The sequence below is a fragment of the Paracoccus chinensis genome (assembly GCF_900102885.1).
Lineage (GTDB): Bacteria > Pseudomonadota > Alphaproteobacteria > Rhodobacterales > Rhodobacteraceae > Paracoccus > Paracoccus chinensis.
This window is the reverse complement of sequence record NZ_FNGE01000003.1, coordinates 321,965-347,674: the sequence shown is the minus strand read 5'-3', so window position 1 is coordinate 347,674 and position 25,710 is coordinate 321,965. Positions and strand designations below refer to the sequence as shown.

The window sequence follows — 25,710 nt, the reverse complement described above, 5'->3', positions numbered from 1 at the left end:
GCGCGTGCCCTGCGGCATAAGCCCGTTAACTGAACGGATGTTCAATAACCGGGGAGGGTTGTGATGTTCACGCGCGGGATGGAGTTCGACCTTGGCGAGGACGTGAACGCCCTGCGCGCCATGGTCCACCGCTGGGCACAGGAGCGCGTCAGACCCATTGCCGCGCAGGTGGATCGCGAGAACGTCTTTCCCGCTGACCTTTGGCGCGAGATGGGCGAGCTTGGCCTTCTTGGCATCACCGTCCCCGAGGAATACGGCGGCACCGGTATGGGCTATCTCGCCCACACCATCGCGGTCGAGGAGATCGCGCGGGCCAGCGCCTCGATCAGCCTGTCCTACGGCGCGCATTCGAACCTCTGCGTGAACCAGCTGAAGCTGAACGGGTCCGAGGAGCAGAAGCAGAAATACCTGCCTAAGCTCTGCTCGGGCGAGCATGTGGGCGCGCTGGCGATGTCCGAGGAAGGCGCGGGCTCCGACGTTGTCGGCATGAAGCTGCGGGCGGAAAAGCGGAACGGCTACTATGTCCTGAACGGCAGCAAGTACTGGATCACCAACGGCCCCGACGCCGATGTGCTGGTGGTCTATGCCAAGACCGACCCCGAGGCGGGGTCCAAAGGCATCACAGCCTTCATCGTGGAAAAGGGCATCCGTGGCTTCACCCAGGGGCCGCATTTCGACAAGCTGGGGATGCGCGGCTCGAACACGGGCGAACTGATCTTCGAGGACGCCGAGATCCCCTTCGAGAACGTGCTGGGCGCAGAGGGCAAGGGCGTGCGCGTCCTCATGTCGGGTCTTGACTACGAGCGTCTGGTCCTGTCGGGCATCGGCACGGGCATCATGGCCGCCGCGCTGGACGAGGTCATGCCCTATGTCCGTGAGCGCAAGCAGTTCGGCCAGCCCATCGGGAATTTCCAGCTGATGCAGGGCAAGATCGCCGACATGTATGTCGCGCTGAATACCGCCCGCGCCTATGTCTACGAGGTCGCCAAGGCCTGCGACGCCGGCAAGGTCACGCGGCAGGACGCGGCGGGGGCGGTCCTTTACGCCAGCGAGCAGGCGATGGTGCAGGCGCATCAGGCCGTGCAGGCGTTGGGCGGCGCCGGCTTCCTGAACGACTCGGCCGTCAGCCGGCTTTTCCGTGACGCCAAGCTGATGGAGATCGGGGCAGGCACCAGCGAGATCCGTCGGATGCTGATTGGCCGCGAGCTGATGGCGCTGGACTGATGCACGCGCGCCGCCGTCCGGGGACAGGGGACAGGATGCCATGAGCGGCTTCTTCGACTATGTCCGCGCCGAGGGACTGCTGCACGGCCGCATGGAGTGGCTGGTCGGCGCCATCGAACTCGCCGCCACGCTGATCGACCTGGTGGCGATCTCGGTCCTGCTGGTCGGCGCGATCCGCTTCGTGATCGGCTACCTCAAGGCCGAGTTCGGCCCGGGAGAGGATCAGCGCAAGCGCGGCCTGAACGCCGAGCGGGTCGAGCTTGGCCGCTACATCCTCGCCGGGCTGGAGATCCTGATCGTCTCGGACATCATCACCACGGCAGTCAGCCTGGCGATGGCCGACCTGGTGTTCCTGGGCATCCTGGTCGTGATCCGCTCGGTCACCTCCTTCTTTCTGGAACGCGAACTGGAAACCGTCCGCCGCGAGCTTGGGGCTGTCGAGGAAACAGGCGAGGGCAGGACATGAAAACGATGCTGTCCCACAAGGACCATGACGCTCTGCGCCGCGAGTTCCGCTGGAACTGGCCCGCGCGGGTGAACATGGCCGAGCAGGCCATCGGCGACTGGGCACGCGCCGAGCCGCAGCGGGTGGCGATCATCGAATATGACGGCACGCCGCGGCCCGTGACCTATGCCGAGCTTGACGCCCGCGCCGACCGGCTGGCGCATGTGCTAAAGGCCGCTCGTGGCGACCGCGTGGGCGTGTTGCGGACGCAATCCGCTTGGACCGCCGCCGCCCATGCCGCTGTCTGGAAATCCGGCGCGATCTCGGTGCCGCTGTTCAAGCTGTTCGGGGACGAGGCGCTGCGCCTGCGCCTGACCGACGCCGGGATCACCACGGTCGTCACCGACCCGGAAGGCCGCGCGATGCTGGCCCCCTTCGGCCTGCGCGTGATCGTGCCGGAAGAGGATGAACTGCCCGACGCAGGCCCGTTCCCGACGGCCGCGACCACTCCGGAGGACCCGGCGGTGATGATCTACACCTCGGGCACCACCGGCAGTCCCAAGGGCGCGCTGCACAGCCACCGGATGCTGACCGGCCACCTGCCGGGCGTCGAGATGAGCCACGACCTGCTGGAACCGGGCCGCGACGTGCTGTGGACCCCCGCCGACTGGGCCTGGATCGGGGGCCTCTTCGACGTGGCGATGCCAGGTCTTGCGCTTGGTGTGCCGGTCGTGGCCGCGCGCCTGCCGAAGTTCGACGTGGATACCTGTCTTCGCCTGATCCGCGATTGCGGCGTGACCGCGACCTTCCTGCCGCCGACCGCGCTGCGGATGCTCAAGGCAGCCGGGGCGACGGTGCCCGGCCTGCGCTCGGTTGCCTCGGGCGGCGAGACCCTGGGGGCCGAGATGCTCGACTGGGGTCGCCGCGCCTTCGGCCTGACCATCAACGAGTTCTACGGCCAGACAGAGTGCAACATGGTCGCCTCCTCGGCCTCCTCGATGTTCCCGGCGCGGCCCGGCGCCATCGGCAAGGCGGTGCCCGGCTTCGACGTGCAGGTGATCGACGAAGACGGCCAGCCCACGCAGGGCGAGGGTGACATCGCCATTCGCCGGGGCGCAGGGTCCATGATGCTGGGCTACTGGAACCGCCCCGAGGCGACGGCCGAGAAATTCCGCGGCGACTGGCTGGTGACGGGCGACCGCGGCGTGATCGAGGACGGATATATCCGCTTCGTCGGGCGTGACGACGACGTGATCACCTCGGCCGGCTACCGCATCGGTCCCTCGGAAATCGAGGATGTGCTGATCAAGCACCCCGCCGTCGCCGCCGCCGGCGTCATCGGCAAGCCCGACCCGCTGCGTACCGAGATCGTCGTGGCTTATGTCGTGCTGCGGCAGGGCTTTGCGTCCTCGGACGCGCTGGCGAAGGAGTTGCAGGACCACGCCCGCACCCATTGCGCCGCGCATTCCTACCCGCGTGAGGTGGCCTTCCTCGATGCCCTGCCGATGACTGTCACGGGCAAGGTCATGCGGCGCGAGCTGCGCAAGCTGGCCGAGGGCGCGCGATGAGGACGAAGGTCCTTGCCGTCCTGCTTGCCCTTCTGGCCGGTCCCGCCGCCGCCCAGGATTTCGATCCGAAGATCGCCGAGGCCTGCCTGTCAGCCGGCCGGCAGGCGATGCAGGGCGGGCGCAGCGTGAACGATGGCTTGGCTGCCTGCGTCGGGGACGCGGCGGAGGCCTGCGAGAACCTGTCCGGCTCGCCCACGACGCTTGACATGAACGCCTGCCGCGGCGCCGAGGCGGCCTGGTGGGACGACCGGCTCAACGAGGTCTATGGCGACCTCCGCCAGCTGATCGAGGCTCGGGGCGATGATCGCGCCCAGGGGCTGCGCGACATGCAGCGGGCTTGGATCGCCTGGCGCGACGCCACCTGCGCCTTCGAGGCGGGGGAATATGCTGGGGGCACGCTTGCGGGAACGGTCGCCGCCGGCTGCATGATGCAGCGCACGGGGGATCAGGTCCTGTGGCTCGCGGGCGAGCTCGACCGGATGGAGCGGCAGTGATGCGCGCCCGCCGTCCCGCTCACGCAGGCCGCAGAGGTCGGTGCGCCCCCGAAGGGACGCGCCGGGTTTCCTCAGAACTTGAAGACATAGGCCGCCTGGACGGCGAAGGGATCGATCTCGACTTCGCCGATCTTCTCGCCGTTCAGCTTGACGTCGGCGTCGATGTCGATCCAGCGGACGGTCGCCCGCAGCGCCGACTTGTCGTTCAGCCACCAGTCGGCGCCCGCCTGCAGTGCCAAGCCGAAGCTGTGTTCCAGGTCCAGGTCGTTGCCGTCCAGCGCGCCCGTGGTCGATTCATCCCAGAAGCTCGTCCAGTTCAGGCCGATCCCCGCATAGGGCTTGAAGGCCGAGCCGGTGTCCCAGTGATAGTTGACGCTGAGCGTCGGGGGCAGGTGCTTGACGGTCCCGACCTTGCCCAGGCCGTCGATGTTGACGTCATGCTCGAAGGGCGTGGCGGCCAGCAGCTCGATGCCGATGTTGTCGCGGACGAAGTACTCGACCGTCAGCGTCGGGCGGGCGTCGTTGCCGACCTCGACGTCAAGGTTCCCGGCGACGGTGCCGTTGTCATCCTTGGGCATGACGCTCCCCACGCCGACGCCGATGGTCCAGTCGCCCGCCTGCTGGGCCAGCGCGGGCATTGCCAGCATTGCGACAAGGGCGGCAAGGCTGATCGTTTTCATCGCAGTTCTCCCGTTCGTTGTGACGCTGCCCTGCGCCTGTTCACGGCATCGTCACATGATCCAGATCAAACCCCCGGCCGCGCAGGCTTCCCTGCGACAGCGCGCCGCATCCCCTCGCCTTCACAGGAGCATCCGGCATGAAACTGAAATCGGCGGCCCTGACCTCGTCGGACGCCTTCCGCGCCAACCGGCAGGCGCATCTGGCCATGCTGGACACGATCCGGCAGGCGGCCGAAGGTGCAGCCCAGGGCGGCGGTCCCGAGGCGCTGGCGCGCCACACCTCGCGCGGGAAGATGCCCCCGCGCGAGCGGGTGGCGAACCTGCTCGACCCCGGCTCGCCCTTCCTGGAGATCGGCGCGACGGCCGCGCATGACATGTATGACGGCGCCGCCCCCGGCGCGGGCGTGATCGCGGGCGTGGGTCGGGTGCATGGCCAGGACGTGATGGTGGTCGCCAACGACGCCACCGTGAAGGGCGGCACCTATTACCCGATGACGGTCAAGAAGCACCTCCGCGCGCAGGAGATCGCGGAACAGTGCCATCTGCCCTGCGTCTATCTGGTCGACTCGGGCGGCGCGAACCTGCCCAACCAGGACGAGGTCTTCCCCGACCGCGACCATTTCGGCCGCATCTTCTTCAACCAGGCGCAGATGAGCGCCAAGGGCATCCCCCAGATCGCCGTGGTGATGGGAAGCTGCACGGCGGGCGGCGCCTATGTTCCCGCCATGTCGGACGTGACGATCATCGTCCGCAACCAGGGCACGATCTTCCTCGCCGGTCCCCCCTTGGTGAAAGCGGCGACCGGAGAGGTCGTCAGCGCCGAGGACCTGGGCGGCGGAGATGTCCACACCCGCCTGTCGGGGGTGGCCGACTACCTGGCCGAGGACGACTCCCACGCGCTGGCGCTCGCCCGCCGCGCCGTCAGCCACCTGAACCGCCGCCTGCCGCAGACCGTGGTCTGGCAGTCGCCCGAGGCTCCGCTCTACGACCCCGAGGAAATCCTCGGCGTCGTCCCCTCCGACCTGCGTACCCCCTACGACATCCGCGAGGTCATCGCCCGCGTGGTGGACGGCTCGCGCTTCGACGAATTCAAGCCGCGCTTCGGCGAAACGCTGGTCACCGGTTTCGCCCATCTCGAAGGCTGCCCCGTCGGCATCGTCGCCAACAACGGCGTGCTGTTCTCGGAAGCCGCCATCAAGGGCGCGCATTTCATCGAACTCTGCAGCCAGCGGTCGATCCCGCTGCTGTTCCTGCAGAACATCACCGGCTTCATGGTCGGCCGGAAATACGAGAACGAGGGCATCGCCCGCCACGGCGCCAAGATGGTGACGGCGGTGGCGACCACGGCGGTGCCAAAGATCACCATGCTGGTCGGTGGCTCCTTCGGCGCCGGGAACTACGGCATGGCGGGCCGCGCCTATTCCCCGCGCTTCCTCTGGACCTGGCCCAACTCGCGCATCAGCGTCATGGGCGGCGAGCAGGCGGCGGGCGTGCTGGCCACTGTCCGCCGCGAGGGGATCGAGCGCAAGGGCGGCAGCTGGAGCGCCGAGGAAGAGGCCGAGTTCAAACGCCCCACAATCGAGATGTTCGACCGCCAGTCGCACCCGCTCTACGCCTCGGCACGCCTCTGGGACGACGGCATCGTGGACCCGCGCAAGACCCGCGACGTGCTGTCACTGTCCCTGCGCGCCAGCCTCAACGCGCCCATCGAGCCCACCCGCTTCGGCGTCTTCCGGATGTGACGATGCGCGACATCTCGGGTCTTTCTTCTTTGCACAAATATCCTCCGGGGGTCCGGGGGTGGAAAACCCCCGGTGCGGCCGGGCAACACAGGGCACCCGCATGTTCAGCAAGATCCTGATCGCCAACCGGGGCGAGATCGCCTGCCGCGTCATGGACACCTGCCGCAAGCTCGGCGTGGGCACCGTCGCGGTCTATTCCGACGCCGACCGGGGCGCGCGCCATGTCTCGATGGCCGACGAGGCCGTCCATATCGGCGGCCCCGCGCCCAAGGACAGTTACCTGCGCGGCGACGCCATCATCCGGGCGGCGCTGGACACCGGCGCGCAGGCGATCCACCCCGGCTATGGCTTCCTGTCGGAAAACCCCGACTTCGTTGACGCCGTGACGGCCGCCGGGCTGGTCTTCATCGGCCCCTCGGCCGACGCGATCCGCGCCATGGGCCTCAAGGACGCGGCGAAGGCGCTGATGGAACAGGCGGGCGTGCCTGTCGTCCCCGGCTACCACGGCGAGAACCAGGACCCCGCGCATCTTGCGGAGGCCGCCGACCGCATCGGCTATCCCGTGCTGATCAAGGCCGTTGCGGGCGGCGGCGGCAAGGGGATGCGCAAGGTGGACGCACCCTCCGATTTCGCTGCGGCGCTGGCAAGCGCGCAGGGCGAGGCGCAGACCGCCTTCGGCAACCCCGCCGTCCTGATCGAGAAATACATCACCGCCCCCCGCCACATCGAGGTGCAGGTCTTCGGCGACGGCACCAACGCCGTCCACCTTTTCGAGCGTGACTGCTCGCTGCAGCGCCGCCACCAGAAGGTGATCGAGGAAGCCCCGGCCCCCGGCATGACCGATGAGGTCCGCGCCGCCATGGGGGCTGCCGCCGTCCGCGCCGCCGAGGCCATCGGCTACGCGGGTGCGGGAACCATCGAGTTCATCGTGGACGGCTCGAACGGCCTGCGCCCGGACGGCTTCTGGTTCATGGAGATGAACACCCGCCTGCAGGTCGAGCATCCCGTGACCGAGGCCATCACCGGCGTCGATCTGGTCGAATGGCAGTTGCGCGTGGCCTCCGGCGAGCCGCTGCCCAAGCGGCAGGACGAACTGACCATAATCGGCCACGCCTTCGAGGCGCGGCTGTATGCCGAGGACGTGCCGGCAGGCTTCCTGCCTGCGACGGGCAAACTGGCGCATCTGCGCTTTGCCGACAACGCCCGCAACGAAACGGGCGTGCGGCAGGGCGACAGCATCAGCCCGTGGTATGATCCGATGATCGCCAAGATCATCACCCGCGGACCCACTCGCGCCATCGCACTCCGCGCACTCGAAACCGCGCTGGTGGACACCGAAGTCGCAGGCACTGTCACCAACATCGACTTCCTCATTGCCCTCACCCGGCACGAGGGCTTCCGCAAGGGGGAGGTGGACACCGGCCTCATCGCCCGCGATCTCGACCAACTGCTCGATCAGGCCGAACCCTCGCCCGAGACCCGCGCGCTGGCCGCGCTCGGCGTCGCCGGGCTGCACGACCCCGAGGTGCGCGGCGGCGTCACCCTCTGGTCGCCGCTCAGGCGCACCGTGACCTGGGAAGGCGGCGAGGGCGTGATCGAGGTGCTCGGCCCAGGCGCGGCCCGGGTGACGCTGGAGGGCACCGCGCATGACGTCCTGTGGCAGGGCGAACGCTGGTGGGTGAACGGCTCGCCCCGCCGCTCGCGCATCGTGACGCATCCGGCGGGCGTCAGCGTCTTCGGCGGCCGCAGCCTGACGCTGGTGCCGCAGGACCCGCTGGACCGCCAGACCGAGGCGGCGGGCAGCGGCCTGACGCTCTCGCCCATGCCGGGGCTCGTCAAGGCGGTCTTCGTCAGCGCGGGCCAGCAGGTCGCGGCGGGTGACCGACTGGCCGTGCTGGAGGCCATGAAGATGGAGCACACTCTGACCGCCGCCCGCGACGGCACCGTGGCCGAGGTGCTGGCTGCGCCCGGCGACCAGGTCGAGGCCGGCGCCCCCCTGATCCGGCTGGAGGACGAGGATGCCTGAGACCCCGCCCGAACCCAAGCCCACCGACGCGGCCCCGCCCGCCTCGGGCGGCCCCGTCAAGGATGATAGGGGCGAGATCGTCCTCTGGCACGTGCCGCTTTCGCGGTCCATGCGCATCCTGTGGCTGCTGAACGAGCTTGAACTGCCCTTCAGCCTGCGCGTCATGGACCTCCGCTCCAAGGACATGCGCGGGGCGGAATACGAGGCCATCCACCCGGTCGGCCGCGCCCCCGCGCTGCAGGTCGATGGCTTCGTGATCCACGAATCCGGCGCGATGGTCGAGTATTTGTGCGAGACGCGCGGCCCGCATCTGGGACGCGCCCCGGGAGAGGAGGGGCGGCTCGGCTGGCTCGACTGGCTGCACTTCGCGGAAACCATCGGCCAGCACATCGCCAACCTCACGCAAAGCCACCTGATGCTGCGCGATCCGGCGACCCGTTCGCTGACGGTGATGAAGCTGGAAACCGCGCGGCTGGCCCGCGCGCTGCGGCTGGTGGAACAGACGGTTCAGGGGCAGGACTGGCTGATGGGCAAGGGCTTCTCGGGCGTCGATTGTGCGGTCGGCTGGTCGGTCTGGACGGCGGGCCGCTTCACTCGTCTGACCCCCGCGCTGCAGGCCTATGTGGACCGCTGCACCGCGCGTCCCGCTTTCCGCCGCGCCCTGCCGCAGGAAGGCGAGCCACAGCTTTACGACCGCGACTTCTATGAGCTTCCCGATGCCTGACTTCGTCGAGATCTTCGAGATGGGCCCGCGCGACGGGCTGCAGAACGAAAAGCGCCTGATCCCCGCCGCCGACAAGATCGCGCTGGTGGACCTGCTCAGCCGCGCGGGCTTCCGCCGGATCGAGGTCACAAGCTTCGTCAGCCCGAAATGGGTGCCGCAGATGGCCGACGCGGCCGAGGTGCTGACCGGGATCACGCGCCAGCCGGGAGTGCGTTACGCCGCGCTGACCCCGAACCTCAAGGGCTACGAGGGGGCGCGGGCCGCCCGCGCGGACGAGGTGGCGATCTTCGCCAGCGCCTCGGAAGGCTTCAGCAAGGCCAACCTCAACTGCTCCATCGCGGAAAGCCTGGACCGCTTCGCGCCGGTGGCCGAGGCCGCGAAGGCCGACGGCATCCCCGTGCGCGGCTATGTCAGCGTCGTGACCGACTGCCCGTTCAACGGCCCGACCCCGCCCGCAAACGTGGCGCGTGTCGCTGCCGCGCTGCGGGACCTCGGCTGCTACGAGATCAGCCTGGGCGACACGATCGGACAGGGGCGGCCCGAAAGCATCGACGCCATGCTGGCAAAGGTGCTGGAGGAGGTGCCGGCCAGCCAGCTCGCGGGCCACTATCACGACACGGCAGGCCGCGCGCTCGACAACATCGACGCGAGCCTCGCGCGCGGCGTCCGGGTCTTCGACGCCGCCGTAGGCGGCCTCGGCGGCTGCCCCTATGCGCCGGGCGCGGCCGGGAACGTCGCGACCGAGAAGGTGGCCGCGCATCTTGCGGCGCGGGGCTTCGACACGGGGCTCGACATGGATGTGCTGCGGCAGGCCGCGGCGATGGCGCAGGCAATGCGCGGGTGAACCGCGAGGCGGCCGTTCGGAAGGGAACAGGAATGGAAACGATCCGCATCGAAACGGACGCGCGTGGCGTGGCGACCCTGTGGCTGGCGCGGCCCGACAAGCACAACGCCCTGTCGGCGCAGATGATCGCCGAACTGACGCAGGCCGCCGCGACGCTTGGCGCCGATCCTGCGATCCGGGCCGTGATACTGGCCGCCGAGGGGAAAAGCTTCTGTGCGGGCGGCGATCTCGGCTGGATGCAGGACCAGATGGCCGCCGACGCCGCGACGCGACGGCAGGGCGCGACCGAGCTTGCGCTTATGCTGAATGCGCTCAACGAGCTGCCCAAGCCCCTGATCGGCCGGGTCCACGGCAATGCCTTCGGCGGCGGCATCGGCATGATGTCGGTCTGCGACGTGGCCGTGGGCGCCCGCACGGCGAAGTTCGGGCTGACCGAAACCAAGCTCGGCCTGATCCCCGCCACTATCGGCCCCTATGTCCTGGCGAGGATGGGCGAGGACAAGGCCCGCCGCGTCTTCATGTCCGCCCGCATCTTCGACGCTGCCGAGGCGCAGGCGCTGAACCTGCTCGCCCACACCGTGGACCCCGAGGATCTGGACGCGGCTGTCGAGGACGAGGTCGCCCCTTATCTGCAGACTGCGCCCAAGGCCGTCGCCGCCGCCAAACGCCTGACCCGCGCCCTCGGTCCCCGGATCGACCGCGAGGTGATCGACATGTCCGTGGACGCCCTCATCTCGGTGTGGGAGGACGACGAGGCTCCGCACGGCATCGGCGCCTTCTTTGCCAGGGAAAAGCCGCGCTGGCAGGGCTAACGCCGCTCGCCCAGGTCCTCGAGGATCGCGCGGCGCGAGCCTGACGCGAACTCGCGCCGCAGGGTCATGCCGGTGACAACCACCGTGCCGGCGATCAGCCCCCAGGGGCCTGCCAGCCATCCCAGCGCCCCCAGCGCGAAATAGACCGCCCTCAGCCCGAGGTTGAAGTTGCGGGCCGCCTGGATGTTGACCTGGGCTGCAGCCAGCGCCCGGGGCAGCGCCTCGGGTTGGGCGGGATCGTTCGGGACGGCGGCCATCATGATGGCGCAATAGCCGAACAGCCGGTGCGCCCAGACGAACTTGAGGAATGCATTCGCCACGAACAGCAGCACCAGCAGGATCTTGAGCTTCCACAGCAGCGCGGGAATCTCGGCGGCCTCGAGGTCGCGTGCGATCCCGGCCAGGGGATCGGTGTTCCCGATCAGCGCCAGCCCGCCGCCGATGGCGATCATGCAGGCCGAGGCGAAGAAGGACGTGCCCTCGCGCAGCGAACTCAGGATGTTGCCGTCGAAGATGCGGGGGTCGCGCTGGACGAACTGCCGCATCCAGTCGCGGCGGTAGGTCTTCATCAGGACCGAGACCGAGGGGCGACGGGCGGGCGGATGCTCGATCGCCCGCGTCACGCCGAACCAGGCCAGGCTCAGCAGCACCAGCGCCAGAAGGTCCAGCGGCGTCAGGGTCAGGGGCAGGGCGGTCATGGGCTCCTCGGGCGGTCAGCCGACACGATAGGATGCGGCCCGGCCGGTTGCCAGCAGGGACGGGCAGGACTATTCCGGGGCCGGGAAGTGACAGAATGGCGGCAGGCGCCTTGCGGGTGATTCATGCAGGATTTCCCGAAAACCGGGGTTGCCCTCGCCGCCGGAAGACCACAGATCACGGGCGCCGCGCATTGCCGGTGCCCGACACCGACGCCCGCACATCGCGCGCGTCCGACATGGAGATCGCAGCATGCTGATGCCTGTTCCCGACGCCGGGGTGATCGCCCGCCGCGAGTTGATCGTTGCGCGCCTGCGCGCGGTGATCGGCGCGGGCACCGTGATCGACGATCCTGTCGAGGCGCGCGCCTATGAATGCGATGCGCTGTCCGCCTATCGCTGCCCGCCGCTGGCCGTCGCGCTGCCCACCACGACCGAGGAGGTCGCCGCCATCCTGCGCGTCTGCCACGAGGAACGCGTGCCCGTCGTCCCGCGCGGCGCGGGCACCAGCCTGGCGGGCGGGTCCATGCCGACGGCCGACGCGGTGGTCTTGGGCCTTGCCCGCATGAACGCCGTGCTCGAGGTCGATTACGGCGACCGTCTGATCCGCGTGCAGGCGGGGCGGACCAACCTTTCGGTTTCGACCTTCGTGGATGAGGCCGGGTTCTTCTACGCGCCCGATCCCTCCAGCCAGCTGGCCTGCGCCATCGGCGGCAACATCGGCATGAATTCGGGCGGGGCGCACTGCCTGAAGTATGGCGTCACGACCAACAACCTGCTGGGCGTGACGATGGTGCTGATGGACGGCAGCATCGTGGAACTGGGCGGCCCGATGGGCGAAGGCGCGGGCCTCGACCTGCTTGGCGTCGTCTGCGGGGCCGAAGGGCAGCTTGGCGTCGTGACCGAGGCCGCGCTGCGCATCCTGCCCAAGCCCGCCGGCGCCCGTCCCGTGCTGATCGGCTTCGATGCCTCGGAAACCGCCGGCGCCTGTGTCGCCGCGATCATCCGCGCGGGCGTCCTGCCGGTCGCCATCGAATTCATGGATCGCCCCTGCATCGTGGCGACCGAGAACTTCGCCCGCCCCGGCTATCCCGATTGCGAGGCCCTGCTGATCATCGAGGTCGAGGGCACGCCCCCCGAGATCGACGAGCAGATCGCCCTCATCCGCGCCATCGCCGAGGAGTTCTCGCCGGTCGAGTTCCGCGAAAGCAAGTCCGAGGATGAATCCCGCCGCATCTGGCTGGGCCGCAAGTCGGCTTTCGGCGCGATGGGGCAGATGGGCGACTACATGTGCCTGGACGGGACGATCCCCGTCTCGGCCCTGCCCAAGGTGCTGCGTGGCATTGCCGAGATGTCCGAGACGGCGGGCCTGCCCGTCGCCAACGTCTTCCACGCGGGCGACGGCAACATGCACCCGCTGATCATCTTCGACGCCAACCGCCCCGGCGACCTCGAACGGGTCGAGGCTCTTGGCGCCGACATCCTGCGCCTTTGCGTCGAGGTCGGCGGCTGCCTGACCGGCGAACACGGCGTGGGCGTCGAAAAGCGCGACCTGATGACCGCGCAATTCACCGATGCCGACATGGAGGCGCAGATGCGCGTCAAGGACGTCTTCGACCCCCACTGGCTGCTGAACGCGGCCAAGGTCTTCCCTCTTCACGTGTCCGAACCCCGCAGGGAGGCGCGCCGCAATGCGGCCTGAAACCGAAGCCGAACTGGCCGGCATGATCCGTGCCGCCCGGGGCCCGCTGTCCGTCATCGGCGGCGGGACCCGCCTGCTGCCGGGCGAAGGGCAGGGGACGCGGCTTTCGACCGCCGCCCTGACCGGCATCACGCTGTATGAACCCGCCGCGCTGACGGTGGTTGCGCGCGCCGGAACCCCCCTGGCCGAGATCGAGGCGCTGCTGGCCTCGGAACGCCAGCGCCTCGCCTTCGAGCCGCCGCCTGCCGAGGGCTCGACCATCGGCGGCGTCATCGCGGCGAACGCCAGCGGCCCGCGCCGGGTCAAGGACGGGGCCGCGCGGGACAGCCTGCTGGGCGTCCGCTTCGTCGATGGCAGCGGCGAGATCGTCAGCAACGGCGGCCGGGTGATGAAGAACGTCACGGGCTACGACCTCGTGAAGCTGATGGCTGGCAGTCGCGGCACCTTGGGCGCCCTGACCGAGGTCAGCCTCAAGACCCAGCCGATCCCGCCCGAAAGCCTCACGCTGGCATTGCCCGACCTGGACGCCGCATCGGCGGTCCCGGCCCTGACCGCCGCGCTGACCGGTCCTTGGGACGTGACCGGCGCCGCATGGCTGCCCGGCCACGGCGCCCTGATCCGCATCGAGGGCCTGGAGGGCTCGGTGAGGCTGCGCGCCGACACGCTGTCCACGCGCCTTTCCGCCTTCGGCCCGGTCCAGCCCCGCGAGGACGATCCGTGGCTTCTTCTTCGTGAAAATATCCCGGGCTGGCATACGCCCGGAAAACAGTTCGGTGGACTGTTTTCAGCAAGCCAGGGGCAAAGCCTGAGCGGGGCAGCGCCCCGGTCCGGCGGCGCCATCTGGCGCATCACTTGCCGCCCCTCGCAGGCGGCCACGATCCTGACCATGAACCCCGACGCAAGCCCGATCGCGCTCGACTGGGGGGCCTCGCTGATCCTTCTGTCCCTTCCCGCCAACACCCGTCCGTCGCTGCCCGCCGGAACCCGCGCTCTCTGCCTGCAGGGCACGCATCGCGGCCCTCTGCCGCCTCCCGACCCCGTCACCCGGCGGCTCGAGGAGGGGTTGCGCGAACGCTTCGATCCGCGCGGGATCTTCGCCGCACCCGAACTCACGGTGGCCTGAGATGCAGACGAACTTTACCCCTGAACAGCTGGCTGATCCCGGGATCGCCACCGCCAACAAGATCCTGCGGACCTGCGTGCATTGCGGGTTCTGCACGGCGACCTGCCCGACCTATCAGGTCTTGGGCGACGAACTCGACAGCCCGCGCGGGCGCATCTACCTCATCAAGGACATGCTGGAGTCCGGCCGTCCGGCGGATGAGAAGACTACGCTGCACCTCGACCGCTGCCTGTCCTGCCTGGCCTGCATGACGACCTGCCCCTCGGGCGTGGACTACATGCACCTGATCGACCACGCGCGGGTCCATATCGAAAAGACCTACCGCCGCCCGTGGCGCGACCGGGCGCTGCGCTCGCTGCTGGCCTGGGTGCTGCCGCATCCCGGCCGCTTCCGCATGGCGCTGGTGGGCGCGAAGCTGGCCAAGCCCTTCGCCCGGCTGATGCCCGACCGCCGCCTGCGCGCGATGGTCGAGATGGCGCCGCCCCGCATCGTTGGCCCCGCGGCCGACGACCGGGGCATGACCTATGCGCCCATCGGCCCCAAGCGCGCCCGCGTCGCCATCCTGACCGGCTGCGCGCAGAAGGCGCTGAACGCGGACATCAACGAGTCCACCATCCGCCTGCTGCGCCGCGCGGGCTGCGAGGTGGTGATCCCGCCCAACCTCGGCTGCTGCGGCGCGCTGACCCACCACATGGGTCGCGACGACCAGGCACGCGAGACCGCCCGTTCGACGATCCGCGCCTTCCTCGCCGCCGACGCCGAGGCGCCCCTGGACGCGATCATCGTCAACACCTCGGGCTGCGGGACGGCGGTCAAGGATTACGGCCACCTCTTTGCCCAGGACCCCGATCGCGCGGGGGCCGAGCGCGTGGCGGGCCTCGCCCGCGATGTGACCGAGTTCCTCGACAGCCACGGCCTGCCGCCCGTCACGCAACCGCTCTCCCTGCGCGTCGCCTATCACGCGGCCTGCTCGCTGCAGCACGGCCAGCGCATCGTCGCGGCCCCCAAGGCGCTGCTGGGGCAGGCGGGGGCGACGGTGGTGACGCCGGCGGACCCGCATCTCTGCTGCGGCTCGGCCGGGACCTACAACCTGCTTCAGCCGGAAATGTCCGCAGCCCTGCGCGACCGCAAGGTCCGCACGCTCGAGGCGACCGGCCCGCAGGTGATCGCCGCAGGCAACATCGGCTGCATGATGCAGATCGGGCAGGGCACCGGTGTCCCCATCGTCCACACGGTCGAGTTGCTCGACTGGGCGACGGGCGGCCCGCGTCCCGCCGCGCTGACGGAACTGGAGCACGCCGCATGACCATTCCGCCGCTGCTGGGGACGCTGGAAACCGCGCTCTATGCCGACGACCTCGACGCGGCGCGGATGTTCTGGACCGACATCATGGGGCTGGAGGAGATCGTCAGCGTCCCCGGCCGCCATGTCTTCTTCCGCACGGTCGACCAGCCGCGCCCTCAGGTGCTGCTGGTCTTCAATCCCGAGGCGACCGAAGTGCCGCCGAAAGCCGACGCCGACCAGCCCGTGCCCCCGCATGGGGCGCGGGGCCCCGGCCACGCCTGCCTTGCCGTCGCACCCGAGGCGCTGGACCGCTGGCGCGCGCATCTGGAAAACCACGGCATCGGGATCGAGGCCGATTTCCTGTGGCCGAACGGCCGACGGTCCCTCTATTTCCGCGACCCTGCGGGCAATTCTATCGAGCTTGCGGACCCCGCGATCTGGGCCCCGAAGGGTGTGCCCTCGACCTGACCGACCCCTTGACAGGTCGGGGACCGCTTCCCAGATTTCTGTCAGCCGGAGGGCAAGATGGCGCCGGCGTACCGCCTGCCCGGTTTCCGGGGGGCAGCACTGTTCACATCGCTGAAAAGGATGCGACCCATGCGTAGCACTATGGACCTGACTCCGCTGTACCGTGCGTCGATCGGCTTTGACCGCATCGCCGACCTGGTGGACCGCGCTCTGGCCTCGGACATCGCGACGCCCACCTATCCTCCGTACAACATCGAAAAGATGGGCGAGAACGCTTATCGCATCTCGATCGCCGTCGCGGGCTTCACCGCGGACGACCTGTCGGTCGAGATGAAGGATGGCGCCGTGATCGTGTCGGCCCGCAAGGTCGAGGAAGACGAGAACCGCACCTTCCTGCATCGCGGCATCGCGACCCGCGCCTTTGAACGCAAGTTCGCGCTGGCCGACCATGTCCGCGTGACGGGCGCGAGCCATGTCGACGGCATGCTGCACATCGACCTGGTGCGCGAAGTGCCCGAGGCTCTGAAGCCGCGCAAGATCGAGATCTCGAAATCGGCGGCCCAGACGCTGGAGGCCGAAGAGGTCAAGAAGCTGGACGCCTGATCGGTTCAGGCGAGGCATCGGGGGCGCTGCGGGGACACCCGCGCGCCCCTTTTTCGTGTCAGTCGCGCCGCAGCCCGACGCGGTGTCCCACCTGTTTCGGCAGCGGCAGGTCCGCATGGGCGGCTACCGCATCGGCGATCCGGGCCAGCACCTCGGGCGCGAAGGGCGCCACGCGGCGGGTGTTCAGATCGACGTGCAACACCAGGTTCTCGCTGATGGCGGCGGGTTCGTCCTCTCCGACCCGGCGCATGGTCTGGACGTAATGCAGCCGCTTTGAGTCGTGTTCGATCAGCCGCGTCTCCACCACCACGCTGTCACCGGTCTGGAGTTCGCGCAGGTAATGCACCTGGGCCTGCGCGGTGAAGACCGAAGCGCCGGTTTCGGCGGCGACCTCCGGTCCCAGCCCTAGAGGCACCAAGGCCGCATCCACCGCGCGATCGAACAGCAGGTGGTAATAGGCCATGTTCAGGTGGCCGTTGTAATCGGTCCATTCCTGCTCGACCTGCATCGGCGGGCTGGTGAAGGGAGTGGTCAATCTGTCCTCCGCTGACATGGAACGCCCGTAGGGGCAAGGTGCGTGCAGAGCACGCACCCTACAGGCGCCGTCTTGCACGGAGCGCAGCGCTGATGGTGCCGTCGTCGAGATAGTCGAGTTCGCCCCCGATGGGCACGCCCTGCGCCAGGCCGGTGACGGTGACGCCGGTGCCTTCCAGCGCCTCGGCGATGTAATGGGCCGTGGTCTGGCCCTCCACCGTGGCGTTCAGCGCGAGGATCACCTCGGAGATGCCTTCCTCTCCCACGCGCCCGATCAGGCGGGGGATGCCGAGCTGGTCCGGCCCGATCTCGTCTAACGCCGACAAGGTGCCGCCGAGGACGTGATAGCGGCCCCGGAAGGCCCGGCCGCGTTCCAGCGCCCAGAGGTCGGCCACGTCCTCGACCACGCACAACTCGCCATTCGCGCGCTTGGGATCGGCGCAGATGGGGCAAAGGTCGGATTCGCCGATGTTACCGCAGCGGGTGCATTCGCGGGACCGTTCCGCAACGGTCGCCATCAGTTGCGCCAGTTGCGCCATCTGGCCCGTGCGCCGCCGGACCAGCGCCAGCACGACGCGGCGGGCGGACCTTGGCCCAAGTCCCGGCAGCCGCGCGATCTGGGCGATCAGCGTCTGGATGTCGTCGCTGCCCTCGGTCACGTCAGAAGGGCAGCTTCATGCCCGGCGGCAGGCCCATGTCGCCCGCAAGTCGCTGACCCTCGGATTGCGCCCGTGCCACGGCCTTTTCCTGCGCGTCCTTGATGGCAGCCAGGATCAGGTCCTCGACCACCTGCTTCTCGGATGGCACGAAGATCGAGGGGTCGATCTCCAGCCCCTTCAGCTCGCCCTTGGCATTGGCGGTGGCGCGGACCAGTCCCGCGCCGGCCTCGCCAGTCACGGTCAGGGTTTCCAGCGTCTTCTGGAACTCCTCGACCTTGCCCTGCATGTCACGGGCGGCCGCCATCATCTTGCCTAGGTCGCCGATCCCTCCGAAGGGGTTCTTCATCGTCTTACTCCTCGTCCTCGAAGGGATCCCATTCCTCGACCGCCGCGACCGCGCCCTGCGAGGTGCCGTGCAGGTCTTCCGTTTCATCGTCCACCGGCGGCGGCGTCTCGTCGCGGATCGCCTTGAACCGCGCGCCGGGGGCAGCCGCGAAGATCGCGGCGATCACGGGGTTCTTCATCGCCTCGGCCTCGGCGGCGGCGCGGATGGCCGCCTTCTGCTCGCTGATCGTCGGGCCGCCGCCCTGGTCCACGATGGAAACCGCCCAGCGGGCGCCGCCGGTCCAGCCGCGCAGGCGTTCGCCCAAACGCTGGGCGAGGTCGCGCGGGGCGTCGGGCGTCGGCTGGAACTCGATCCGGCCGGGGGCATAGCGGACAAGGCGGATGTGATCCTCGACCTGCGTCAGCAGGATCATGTCCCGCATCCGCCGGATGAGGTCCACGACCGAGGTGAAGTCGGGATAGGCCGCCAAGGCGTCCGCCGCGATCTGAGGCTCGGGTGCCAGCGCGATGGCGCCGCCCGCCGCCATACGGGCCGGGCGCGGCGCGGACATCTGGTGGCTGGGCGCGGCATGGGTGGGCGCGCGCTGCGCCTGCATGGCAGGGCGCGCGAGTTCGCCCGCAGCCTGTCCCGCCTGAACGCGGCGGATCAGCGCCTCGGGGTCGGGCAGGTCGGCCACGTGGGTCAGGCGGATGATCGCCATTTCCGCCGCCATCATGGCGTTCGGGGCTGCCGAGACCTCCTCCAGCGCCTTCAGCAGCATCTGCCACAGGCGGGTGAGCGCGCGCATGGGGATGCGCTCGGCCATCTCGCGGCCGCGGGTGCGCTCGTCGGGGCCGATGGTGGGGTCCTCGGCGGCATCGGGCGTGATCTTCACGAGGCTGACCCAGTGGGTGATCTCGGCGAGGTCCCTCAGCACCGCCAGCGGGTCCGCGCCCTCGGCATATTGCGACTGCAACTCGGCCAGTGCCTCGGCCGCCGCACCCCGCAGGATCATGTCGAAGAGGTCGAGCACCCGGCCGCGGTCCGCCAGCCCCAGCATGGCGCGTACCTGTGGGGCGGTGGTCTCCCCCGCGCCGTGGCTGATCGCCTGATCCAGAAGCGAGGTCGCGTCGCGGGCCGAGCCTTCGGCCGCGCGGGTGATCAGCGCCAGCGCGTCGTCGGTGATCTGCGCGCCTTCCGCATTGGCGATCTTGCGGAGAAGGGCGATCATCACCTCGGGCTCGATCCGACGCAGGTCGAAGCGTTGGCAGCGCGACAGGACGGTGACGGGAACCTTCCTGATTTCAGTGGTCGCGAAGATGAACTTCACGTGCGGCGGAGGTTCCTCGAGCGTCTTCAGAAGCGCGTTGAAGGCCGAGGTGCTGAGCATGTGCACCTCGTCGATGATGTAGATCTTGTAGCGCGCCGAGGCCGCCCGATAGTGAACGGATTCAATGATCTCGCGGATGTCGTTGACGCCCGTGCGCGAAGCGGCGTCCATTTCAAGCACGTCCACGTGGCGCCCTTCCGCGATGGCCACGCAATGCTCGCAGACACCGCAGGGGTTGGTCGTGGGCCCGCCGGTGCCGTCCGGGCCGATGCAGTTCATGCCCTTGGCGATGATCCGCGCGGTGGTCGTCTTCCCGGTGCCCCGTATGCCGGTCATGATGAAGGCCTGCGCGATGCGGTCCGCCGCAAAGGCGTTCTGCAGCGTGCGGACCATGGCGTCCTGGCCGACCAGGTCGGCGAAGGTTTCCGGCCGGTATTTCCGGGCGAGCACCTGGTAGGCGGGGGTGTCGGGCATTCGGTCCTCGTCTGACCGGGGGAATGTAGGCGGCGCGGCGGGCGAGGGCAACGGTTGCAAGAACACCCGGCCCAAGGCCGGGCGTGCCTCCGGCGGGGATATTTTGGGGACAGAAGATGTTGGCTTTGCCCTGCCTTGGCGTCAGGGTGGCGCGGAAAGACGGGGGCAGGGATGGATCTGGCATTTTCGGGCGGCGGGCTGGACCGCGCGGCGGACCGGCGCGGCGGGGACGACTGGCAGAAGGACGCGCTGGTGCTGCCGGTCTGGCGCGGCAAGGTCTGCATCGAGGGCGAGCGGCTGGTGCGTCTCGCCCCCGGCCATCCGGCTCTGGCCGAGGGAGGCGAGCCGGTGCTGCTGGGCTTCGACGGCACGCAGGCAGTCGCGGCGCGCGACATTTCCGCTTGGACACCGCCCTCGCTGCCCGAGACGCAGATGTTCTTCGACCCGACCGAGCAGGTTCATCCCGAGATCGAAGGTGCCCGCTTCGTCGAGTTGCGGGGCGTCATGTCACGTCTTTCTCCGCTGGACGCCGAGTTGGCCGCGACTGCCCGCGCGCTGACCGGCTGGCACAACAGCCACCGCTTCTGCGCGGCCTGCGGGCAACCCTCGCAGCCGCGCCAATCCGGCTGGCAGCGGGTCTGCCCGGCCTGCGGGACCGCGCATTTCCCGCGCACGGACCCGGTCGTCATCATGCTGGTCACGCGGGGCGAGCGCGCGCTGATCGGCCGATCCCCCGGCTGGCCCGAGGGGATGTATTCCTGCCTCGCCGGCTTCATCGAGCCCGGCGAGACCATCGAGGCAGCCGTCCGCCGCGAGGTGCTGGAGGAAACCGGCATCCGCGTCGGCGCCGTGCGCTATGCCACCAGCCAGCCCTGGCCGTTCCCCGCCTCTCTGATGCTGGGCATGGTGGGCGAGGCGGAAAGCGACGAGATCACGCTCGATCCCAATGAGCTGGAGGATGCCCGCTGGGTCAGCCGCGAGGAACTGGCGCGCATCATGGAGGCCACGCACCCAACCCTGCGAGCGCCGCGCCCGGGATCGATCGCCGGATGGCTGCTGGCACGGTGGGTGCGGGACGCCGCAATGGAAGGCATTTGAATTATCCGGCTTTCCCGCCGAAATCCGATGTTAAGCACCTTCCCTGTATCCCGGTCACGGAAGCGACAGGAAGATGCGATGCTTTCCAAACTGATGATGATCGGGCTGGTGGGACTGACGGCGGGATGTGCCACCATCACGCGCGGAACGAACGACGCGCTGGTCGTCAATTCGACGCCCGGCGGGGCGCAGGTCAAGATGAGCGACGGGCAGACCTGCAACGCCACGCCCTGCACCTTCAAGGTGCCGCGCAAGTCCGAGCTGAACGTCCTTGTGCAGAAGGAGCGTTGCAAGCCCCAGCAGATCCGGGTGACGAACCGCGTTTCCAGCGGAGGCGGCGCGGCCATGGCCGGCAACGTTCTGGTCGGTGGCCTGATCGGGGCCGCGGTCGATTCCGGCAGCGGCGCGATGCTGGAACTGGTCCCGAACCCCGTGAACGTCGCGCTGGATTGCTGAGGGGAAAGGGGTGAGAGGCTGGACAACGACCCAAGCGGGGCTCGTTACGGCTGCTTCCTTCCGGACCTGACCGGGTTGGCGAGGCGCCTGCCCGCGCCAACCTCTCGACTGGACAGATAGGGCAGGGCGCGCGACAATGCAAGCCCGCAGAATTGCTGCAGGACAATCAGGGGTTGCCTTGTAACATTTCTTGTCGCCGGATAAGACGCGCCGGATTTTCAAGGCTCGTGATGGACGCAAAATGAAGTTTTCACTGCGCCAGGATACCGGACTTTCGGCGGATCAGCTTTTCGACGCGATCAGTGATTTTGCCAGGATGGAGCGCATGCTCGTCCGGCGCGGTGCGGCTGTCCGGCGCGTGGACCCCGCGCATGAGCCGGGTGCCGGAATGGCCTGGGACATGGCCTTCGACCTGCGCGGCAAGCGGCGCGAACTGCGCCTGGACGTCACGCAGTTCGACCGCCCCGAGAAGATCATGATTCTCGGACGGTCCGAGCCGCTGGACGTCAGCATCGAGATGACAGTGATCGCGCTGACCCGCAGCAAGTCGCGCCTGATGTTCGAGGTCGAGGTCAAGCCGCGCAACATGCGGGCGCGGCTGATGCTGCAGACGGCCAAGCTGGGCAAGGCGCAGCTTGACCGCAAGTTCGCCGAGCGTGTCAGCAAGTTCTTCGGCGACCTGACCAGCCGCCGCGCCTGAAAGCGGCGTGCCTTAGCGGCCCGCCCTTTGTTCGGCCCGCAGCGGGTCGGCCGGATAGACCCCCAGGATCGTCAGGACCGAGGTGAAATAGCGCAGCTCATCCAAGGCGCGGGCGACGGCCGGGTCCTCGGGGTGGCCCTCGATGTCGGCATAGAACTGGGTCGCGGTGAAATTGCCGTCCACCATGTAGCTTTCCAGCTTGGTCATGTTGACGCCGTTCGTCGCGAAGCCGCCCATCGCCTTGTAAAGCGCGGCCGGGATGTTGCGGACGCGGAAGACAAAGCTGGTCAGCATCTTGCCGTGCCCGTCGCGGTTCGGGCGGCGGGCATAGTCGGGCTCGCGCGCCATGATCAGGAAGCGCGTGGTGTTGTTCTGCCGGTCCTCGATCTGCTCGGCCAGGCTGTCCAGCCCGTAGATCTCGCCGGCAAGAGGGCTGGCCAGCGCGGCGCGCTGCCGCTCGCCCGCCTGGGCCACCATCAGGGCACTGCCCGCGGTGTCGGGCCCGGTGATGGTGCGGATGTTGTGGCGGCGCAGGAAGTTGCGGCACTGGCCCAGAAGGACCGTGTGGCTCATTGCCTCGGTGATGTCCTCTAGCCGGGCACCGCGCACGCCCAGCAGGCTGATATGCACACGCACGAAGGTTTCATCCACGATGTGCAGGCCGGATTCGGGCAGCAGGTGGTGGATGTCGGCGACGCGGCCGTAGGTCGAGTTCTCGACCGGCAGCATGGCAAGGTCGGCCGCGCCGGACCGGCAGGCCTCGACCGTGTCCTCGAAGGTGGCGCAGGGCATGGCCTCCATCCCCGGGCGGGCACGGCGGCAGGCCTCGTGGGAATAGGCGCCGGGTTCTCCCTGGAAGGCGATCTTCCCGCTGACAGCCGTTCCGGGGGTGGGAGCGACGGAAGGGGAAAGGTCGGTCATCGGGGCACCTGGGGCGGAAAGGGCGCCGCGACGGGCGCGTTGCGGGATGGGGCCGCCTACGGCAGGATGGTGGAATGCCGTCCCGGCAATCGGCGGACGGGGCCGAACTATACCTTGAACCGGCAAAGTGAAAGCGGATAGATAGCGCGCAGATCAAAGCTGCGACCGCAAGGAAATACGCCATGTTCAACACGATGACAGTGACCAAAGCGGCCGCCGCGCTGATCGGCTCGCTGCTGTTCCTGATGCTGGTTTCCTGGTTCGCGTCATCGCTGTATCACGTCGGCTTCTCGGGCCATGTGGCCGAGGGCGAGGAAATTCCGCAGGCTTATCGCATCCCGGTCGAGGGCGGTGACGATGCCGCCGCGGAAGAGGTGGTCGAGGAAGGCCCCGACTTCGCCACGCTGCTGGCCTCGGCCGATGCCGCGGCGGGGGAAAAGTCCTTCGGCAAGTGCAAGTCGTGCCACAAGCTGGACGGTGCAGACGCCGTGGGTCCGCACCTGAACGGCGTCGTGGGCCGCGACGTGGCCGCGGCCGAGGGCTACAACTATTCGGACGCCATGGCCGCCCACGAAGGCGCCTGGACGCCCGAGGAGTTGAACGCCTTCATCACCAACCCGAAGGCGCATGTCCCCGGCACCAAGATGGCCTTTGCCGGCATCAAGAGCGCGGAAGAGCGTGCGAACCTGGTGGCCTATCTGCAGACCACGAACTGATCCAACGGCCCACAAGGCACGGATACCAGGGCGCGGGCGGGACCCGCGCCTTTTTCATGCGCGCCGGGCGGGCGCTGTCACAAAGCTGACAGCCCGCTTGCGGGCCGCGCGCGCCCTGTCTTAGCGTCGGGCCATCGCCGCTCCGCGTCCCGGAAGCGGCTTCAGCGGAAGGGGGCGAGGCATGGCCGCGAAACGCAATCTGGTCTGGGCGGCGGTGCTGGCGCTTGGGGCTGCGCAGGCGCAGGCGCAGGCCCCGACGGGGGCCACCATCGTCTCGCACGGGATCGGCACCTTTGACGCGCTGCGGCTGCCCGCCGACTTCCCTCATCTGCCCTACGTCAATCCCGATGCGCCGAAGGGCGGCGAAATCAGCGAATGGGCGGCGGGGGGCTTCGACAGCTACAACCCCTTCACCGTCAAGGGCCGGGGCGCGGCACTGTCCACGGTCATGCTGGAAAGCCTGATGGAGGGCACGGCGGACGAGATCGGCGCGGCCTACTGCCTGCTGTGCGAGACGGTCGAATATCCTGAAAGCCGCGACTGGGCGATCTTCACCCTGCGCGAGGGGATCACCTTTTCCGACGGCACGCCGATGACCTCGGCGGATGTGCTGTTTTCCTATGAAACACTGCGCGACAAGGGGCTGTCCTCGTTTCGCGCGGTGATTTCGCAGATGGTGGCCTCGGCCGAGGTGCTGGACGACCGCCGCATCCGCTTCACCTTCACCCCCGATTATCCGCGCCGCGACGTGATCCAGGCAGTGGGCGGCCTGCCGGTCTTCTCGAAGGCCGACTTCGAGACGAACAACCGCGACATCGCGGAAAGCTCGTCCAAGCCATATGTCGGCTCGGGGCCCTACATGTTCGACAGCGCCGACATGGGCCGTTCCGTCAGCTGGAAGCACAACCCCGACTATTGGGGCGCGGACCTGCCGATCAACCGCGGCCGCCACAATTTCGACCGCATCCGCATCGAGTATTTCGGCGACTATGATTCGGCCTTCGAGGCCTTCAAAGCGGGCGCCTATACCTTCCGCAACGAGGCCTCCTCGATCCACTGGGCGACCCGCTACGACTTCCCCGCCTTCACGAACGGATGGGTGAAGAAGGAGGAATTGGAGGACGGCAACATCGCCAGCGGCCAGGCTTGGGCCATCAACCTGCGCCGCCCGCAGTTCCAGGACCCCCGCGTGCGTCAGGCGATCGGGATGGTCTTCAACTTCGAATGGTCGAACGCGACGCTGTTTTACGGGCTTTACGAACGCATCACGAGCTTCTGGGACAACAGCCCCCTGAAGGCCGAGGGGATGCCCAGCGAGGCCGAGCTTGCCCTGCTGGAGCCCCTGCGCGCCGACCTGCCGCCGGGCGTCTTCACCGAGGAAGCCGCAGTGCCGCCGGTCAGCGGCGAGCGGCAGATGGACCGGGGCAATCTGCGCCGCGCCGCAGCCCTGCTGGACGAGGCGGGCTGGACCATCCCGGAAGGCAGCCGCGACGGCATCCGCCGCAACGCGCAAGGCCAGCCGCTGCGGGTGCAGATCCTGAACGACTCGCAGACCTTCGACCGCGTGATCAATCCGTGGGTGGAAAACCTGCGGACGCTGGGGATCGACGCGGTGAACGAGCGGGTGGACGACGCCCAGCTTGAGGATCGCCGCCGCAACCACGATTTCGACGTGATCACGGGCAACCTGGGGCAGGACCCGATCCCCGGCTCGGGGCTGCAGCAGTATTTCGGCTCGAAATCCACTGACGATGTGTTCAACGTCATGGGGTTGGCGAACCCGGCCGTGGACCGGCTGATCTCTCATATCGAGGCGGCCACCACGCAGGAGGAACTGACCACGGGCGTCCATGCCTTGGACCGCAGCCTGCGGGCGATGCATTTCTGGGTGCCGCAGTGGTTCAAGGCCAAGCACACCGTCGCCTATTGGGACATGTTCGGCCACCCCGGGACGATGCCCCCCTACGCGCTGGGTGAGCTTGATTTCTGGTGGTATGACGCGGATAAGGCGGAGGCGCTGAGAAAAGCCGGGGCGATCCGCTAACCGGCCGCAGGCGCGGGCA

Annotated in this window: 26 protein-coding genes and 1 other RNA gene; 19 read left to right on the top strand and 8 right to left on the bottom strand. The window is 68.7% G+C overall.

Annotated elements, in window-relative coordinates:
* Nucleotides 1–63 precede the first annotated feature (63 nt).
* Genes BLQ03_RS05365 through BLQ03_RS05350 form a run of 4 tightly spaced genes read left to right on the top strand, consistent with a single transcriptional unit; the run spans nt 64 to nt 3,731 of the window.
* On the top strand, nt 64–1,224 hold the full coding sequence (locus tag BLQ03_RS05365; protein WP_090753658.1) for an isovaleryl-CoA dehydrogenase: 1,161 nt from the start codon (nt 64–66) through the stop codon (nt 1,222–1,224).
* 40 nt (nt 1,225–1,264) lie between these two features.
* Nucleotides 1,265–1,690, top strand: coding sequence for a DUF1622 domain-containing protein (locus BLQ03_RS05360; RefSeq protein ID WP_090753656.1), 426 nt, complete (start codon nt 1,265–1,267; stop codon nt 1,688–1,690).
* Nucleotides 1,691–1,695: 5 nt separating this feature from the next.
* Entirely contained in the window at nt 1,696–3,237 is a 1,542-nt protein-coding gene (locus tag BLQ03_RS05355) for an AMP-binding protein (RefSeq protein WP_090753714.1), read from the top strand.
* Nucleotides 3,234–3,731, top strand: coding sequence for a lysozyme inhibitor LprI family protein (locus tag BLQ03_RS05350; protein ID WP_090753655.1), 498 nt, complete (start codon nt 3,234–3,236; stop codon nt 3,729–3,731). The genes BLQ03_RS05355 and BLQ03_RS05350 overlap by 4 nt, the downstream gene beginning before the upstream one ends.
* Before the next feature lie 71 nt (nt 3,732–3,802).
* Here BLQ03_RS05350 and BLQ03_RS05345 read toward each other — a convergent pair whose 3' ends face one another.
* Nucleotides 3,803–4,411: an OmpW/AlkL family protein gene (locus tag BLQ03_RS05345; protein WP_090753653.1), complete on the bottom strand. Its 609-nt coding sequence runs from the start codon at nt 4,409–4,411 to the stop codon at nt 3,803–3,805.
* Between the two features lie 137 nt (nt 4,412–4,548).
* On the opposite strand from BLQ03_RS05345, the gene BLQ03_RS05340 reads away from it, so the two are divergent.
* The 5 genes from BLQ03_RS05340 (at nt 4,549) to BLQ03_RS05320 (ending at nt 10,559) form a co-directional block, all read left to right on the top strand.
* Nucleotides 4,549–6,153, top strand: a complete 1,605-nt coding sequence (locus BLQ03_RS05340) for a carboxyl transferase domain-containing protein (protein WP_090753651.1) — start codon at nt 4,549–4,551, stop codon at nt 6,151–6,153.
* Between the two features lie 100 nt (nt 6,154–6,253).
* Nucleotides 6,254–8,179 (top strand): acetyl-CoA carboxylase biotin carboxylase subunit, encoded by a 1,926-nt coding sequence (locus tag BLQ03_RS05335; protein ID WP_090753649.1) that lies wholly within the window; start codon nt 6,254–6,256, stop codon nt 8,177–8,179.
* Nucleotides 8,172–8,903 carry a glutathione S-transferase family protein gene (locus BLQ03_RS05330; protein WP_090753647.1) on the top strand — a complete coding sequence of 244 codons (732 nt, stop codon included), beginning with the start codon at nt 8,172–8,174 and terminating at the stop codon, nt 8,901–8,903. Before BLQ03_RS05335 ends, BLQ03_RS05330 begins: the two co-directional genes overlap by 8 nt.
* Nucleotides 8,896–9,747 carry a hydroxymethylglutaryl-CoA lyase gene (locus tag BLQ03_RS05325; protein ID WP_090753712.1) on the top strand — a complete coding sequence of 284 codons (852 nt, stop codon included), beginning with the start codon at nt 8,896–8,898 and terminating at the stop codon, nt 9,745–9,747. Before BLQ03_RS05330 ends, BLQ03_RS05325 begins: the two co-directional genes overlap by 8 nt.
* Before the next feature lie 32 nt (nt 9,748–9,779).
* On the top strand, nt 9,780–10,559 hold the full coding sequence (locus BLQ03_RS05320; protein ID WP_090753646.1) for a crotonase/enoyl-CoA hydratase family protein: 780 nt from the start codon (nt 9,780–9,782) through the stop codon (nt 10,557–10,559).
* Here BLQ03_RS05320 and BLQ03_RS05315 read toward each other — a convergent pair.
* Nucleotides 10,556–11,257 (bottom strand): DUF599 domain-containing protein, encoded by a 702-nt coding sequence (locus BLQ03_RS05315; RefSeq protein WP_090753644.1) that lies wholly within the window; start codon nt 11,255–11,257, stop codon nt 10,556–10,558. The genes BLQ03_RS05320 and BLQ03_RS05315 overlap by 4 nt on opposite strands.
* Before the next feature lie 250 nt (nt 11,258–11,507).
* Between BLQ03_RS05315 and BLQ03_RS05310 the strand changes: the two genes are divergently transcribed.
* The 5 genes from BLQ03_RS05310 (at nt 11,508) to BLQ03_RS05290 (ending at nt 16,434) form a co-directional block, all read left to right on the top strand.
* Nucleotides 11,508–12,956 carry an FAD-linked oxidase C-terminal domain-containing protein gene (locus tag BLQ03_RS05310; RefSeq protein WP_090753642.1) on the top strand — a complete coding sequence of 483 codons (1,449 nt, stop codon included), beginning with the start codon at nt 11,508–11,510 and terminating at the stop codon, nt 12,954–12,956.
* On the top strand, nt 12,946–14,079 hold the full coding sequence (locus tag BLQ03_RS05305) for an FAD-binding protein (protein ID WP_090753640.1): 1,134 nt from the start codon (nt 12,946–12,948) through the stop codon (nt 14,077–14,079). The genes BLQ03_RS05310 and BLQ03_RS05305 overlap by 11 nt, the downstream gene beginning before the upstream one ends.
* A 1-nt stretch (nt 14,080) precedes the next feature.
* Nucleotides 14,081–15,385, top strand: coding sequence for a glycolate oxidase subunit GlcF (gene glcF / locus BLQ03_RS05300; protein ID WP_090753639.1), 1,305 nt, complete (start codon nt 14,081–14,083; stop codon nt 15,383–15,385).
* Complete coding sequence (locus BLQ03_RS05295) at nt 15,382–15,831, top strand: VOC family protein (RefSeq protein WP_090753637.1); 450 nt, start codon at nt 15,382–15,384, stop codon at nt 15,829–15,831. Before glcF ends, BLQ03_RS05295 begins: the two co-directional genes overlap by 4 nt.
* A 129-nt stretch (nt 15,832–15,960) precedes the next feature.
* The gene (locus BLQ03_RS05290) at nt 15,961–16,434 is read left to right on the top strand and encodes an Hsp20 family protein (RefSeq protein WP_090753636.1); all 474 of its coding nucleotides are present in this window, start codon (nt 15,961–15,963) and stop codon (nt 16,432–16,434) included.
* A 58-nt stretch (nt 16,435–16,492) separates the two neighbouring features.
* Here BLQ03_RS05290 and BLQ03_RS05285 read toward each other — a convergent pair whose 3' ends face one another.
* Genes BLQ03_RS05285 through BLQ03_RS05270 form a run of 4 tightly spaced genes read right to left on the bottom strand, consistent with a single transcriptional unit; the run spans nt 16,493 to nt 19,756 of the window.
* Complete coding sequence (locus tag BLQ03_RS05285) at nt 16,493–16,969, bottom strand: thioesterase family protein (protein WP_217629658.1); 477 nt, start codon at nt 16,967–16,969, stop codon at nt 16,493–16,495.
* Nucleotides 16,970–17,027: 58 nt separating this feature from the next.
* Nucleotides 17,028–17,627, bottom strand: coding sequence for a recombination mediator RecR (recR, locus tag BLQ03_RS05280; RefSeq protein ID WP_090753633.1), 600 nt, complete (start codon nt 17,625–17,627; stop codon nt 17,028–17,030).
* A gap of 1 nt (nt 17,628) precedes the next feature.
* Nucleotides 17,629–17,973: a YbaB/EbfC family nucleoid-associated protein gene (locus BLQ03_RS05275; RefSeq protein ID WP_090753631.1), complete on the bottom strand. Its 345-nt coding sequence runs from the start codon at nt 17,971–17,973 to the stop codon at nt 17,629–17,631.
* Nucleotides 17,974–17,977: 4 nt separating this feature from the next.
* Nucleotides 17,978–19,756, bottom strand: a complete 1,779-nt coding sequence (locus tag BLQ03_RS05270; protein ID WP_090753629.1) for a DNA polymerase III subunit gamma/tau — start codon at nt 19,754–19,756, stop codon at nt 17,978–17,980.
* Nucleotides 19,757–19,927: 171 nt separating this feature from the next.
* Here BLQ03_RS05270 and nudC point away from each other — a divergent pair, with 171 nt between their 5' ends.
* Nucleotides 19,928–20,854 carry an NAD(+) diphosphatase gene (nudC, locus tag BLQ03_RS05265; protein WP_090753628.1) on the top strand — a complete coding sequence of 309 codons (927 nt, stop codon included), beginning with the start codon at nt 19,928–19,930 and terminating at the stop codon, nt 20,852–20,854.
* A 78-nt stretch (nt 20,855–20,932) separates the two neighbouring features.
* Nucleotides 20,933–21,310 (top strand): translation initiation factor 2, encoded by a 378-nt coding sequence (locus BLQ03_RS05260; RefSeq protein WP_090753626.1) that lies wholly within the window; start codon nt 20,933–20,935, stop codon nt 21,308–21,310.
* 9 nt (nt 21,311–21,319) lie between these two features.
* Here the strand turns inward: BLQ03_RS05260 and ffs are convergent.
* Nucleotides 21,320–21,416, bottom strand: an RNA gene (ffs, locus tag BLQ03_RS05255) — signal recognition particle sRNA small type.
* 219 nt (nt 21,417–21,635) lie between these two features.
* Here ffs and BLQ03_RS05250 point away from each other — a divergent pair.
* Nucleotides 21,636–22,010: a hypothetical protein gene (locus BLQ03_RS05250; RefSeq protein ID WP_245688681.1), complete on the top strand. Its 375-nt coding sequence runs from the start codon at nt 21,636–21,638 to the stop codon at nt 22,008–22,010.
* Nucleotides 22,011–22,022: 12 nt separating this feature from the next.
* Here BLQ03_RS05250 and BLQ03_RS05245 read toward each other — a convergent pair whose 3' ends face one another.
* Entirely contained in the window at nt 22,023–22,931 is a 909-nt protein-coding gene (locus BLQ03_RS05245) for a prephenate dehydratase (RefSeq protein ID WP_090753623.1), read from the bottom strand.
* A gap of 182 nt (nt 22,932–23,113) precedes the next feature.
* Between BLQ03_RS05245 and BLQ03_RS05240 the strand changes: the two genes are divergently transcribed.
* Nucleotides 23,114–23,647, top strand: a complete 534-nt coding sequence (locus BLQ03_RS05240; protein WP_090753622.1) for a c-type cytochrome — start codon at nt 23,114–23,116, stop codon at nt 23,645–23,647.
* 181 nt (nt 23,648–23,828) lie between these two features.
* Nucleotides 23,829–25,691, top strand: coding sequence for an extracellular solute-binding protein (locus BLQ03_RS05235; RefSeq protein ID WP_090753620.1), 1,863 nt, complete (start codon nt 23,829–23,831; stop codon nt 25,689–25,691).
* The last annotated feature ends 19 nt before the right edge of the window (nt 25,692–25,710 follow it).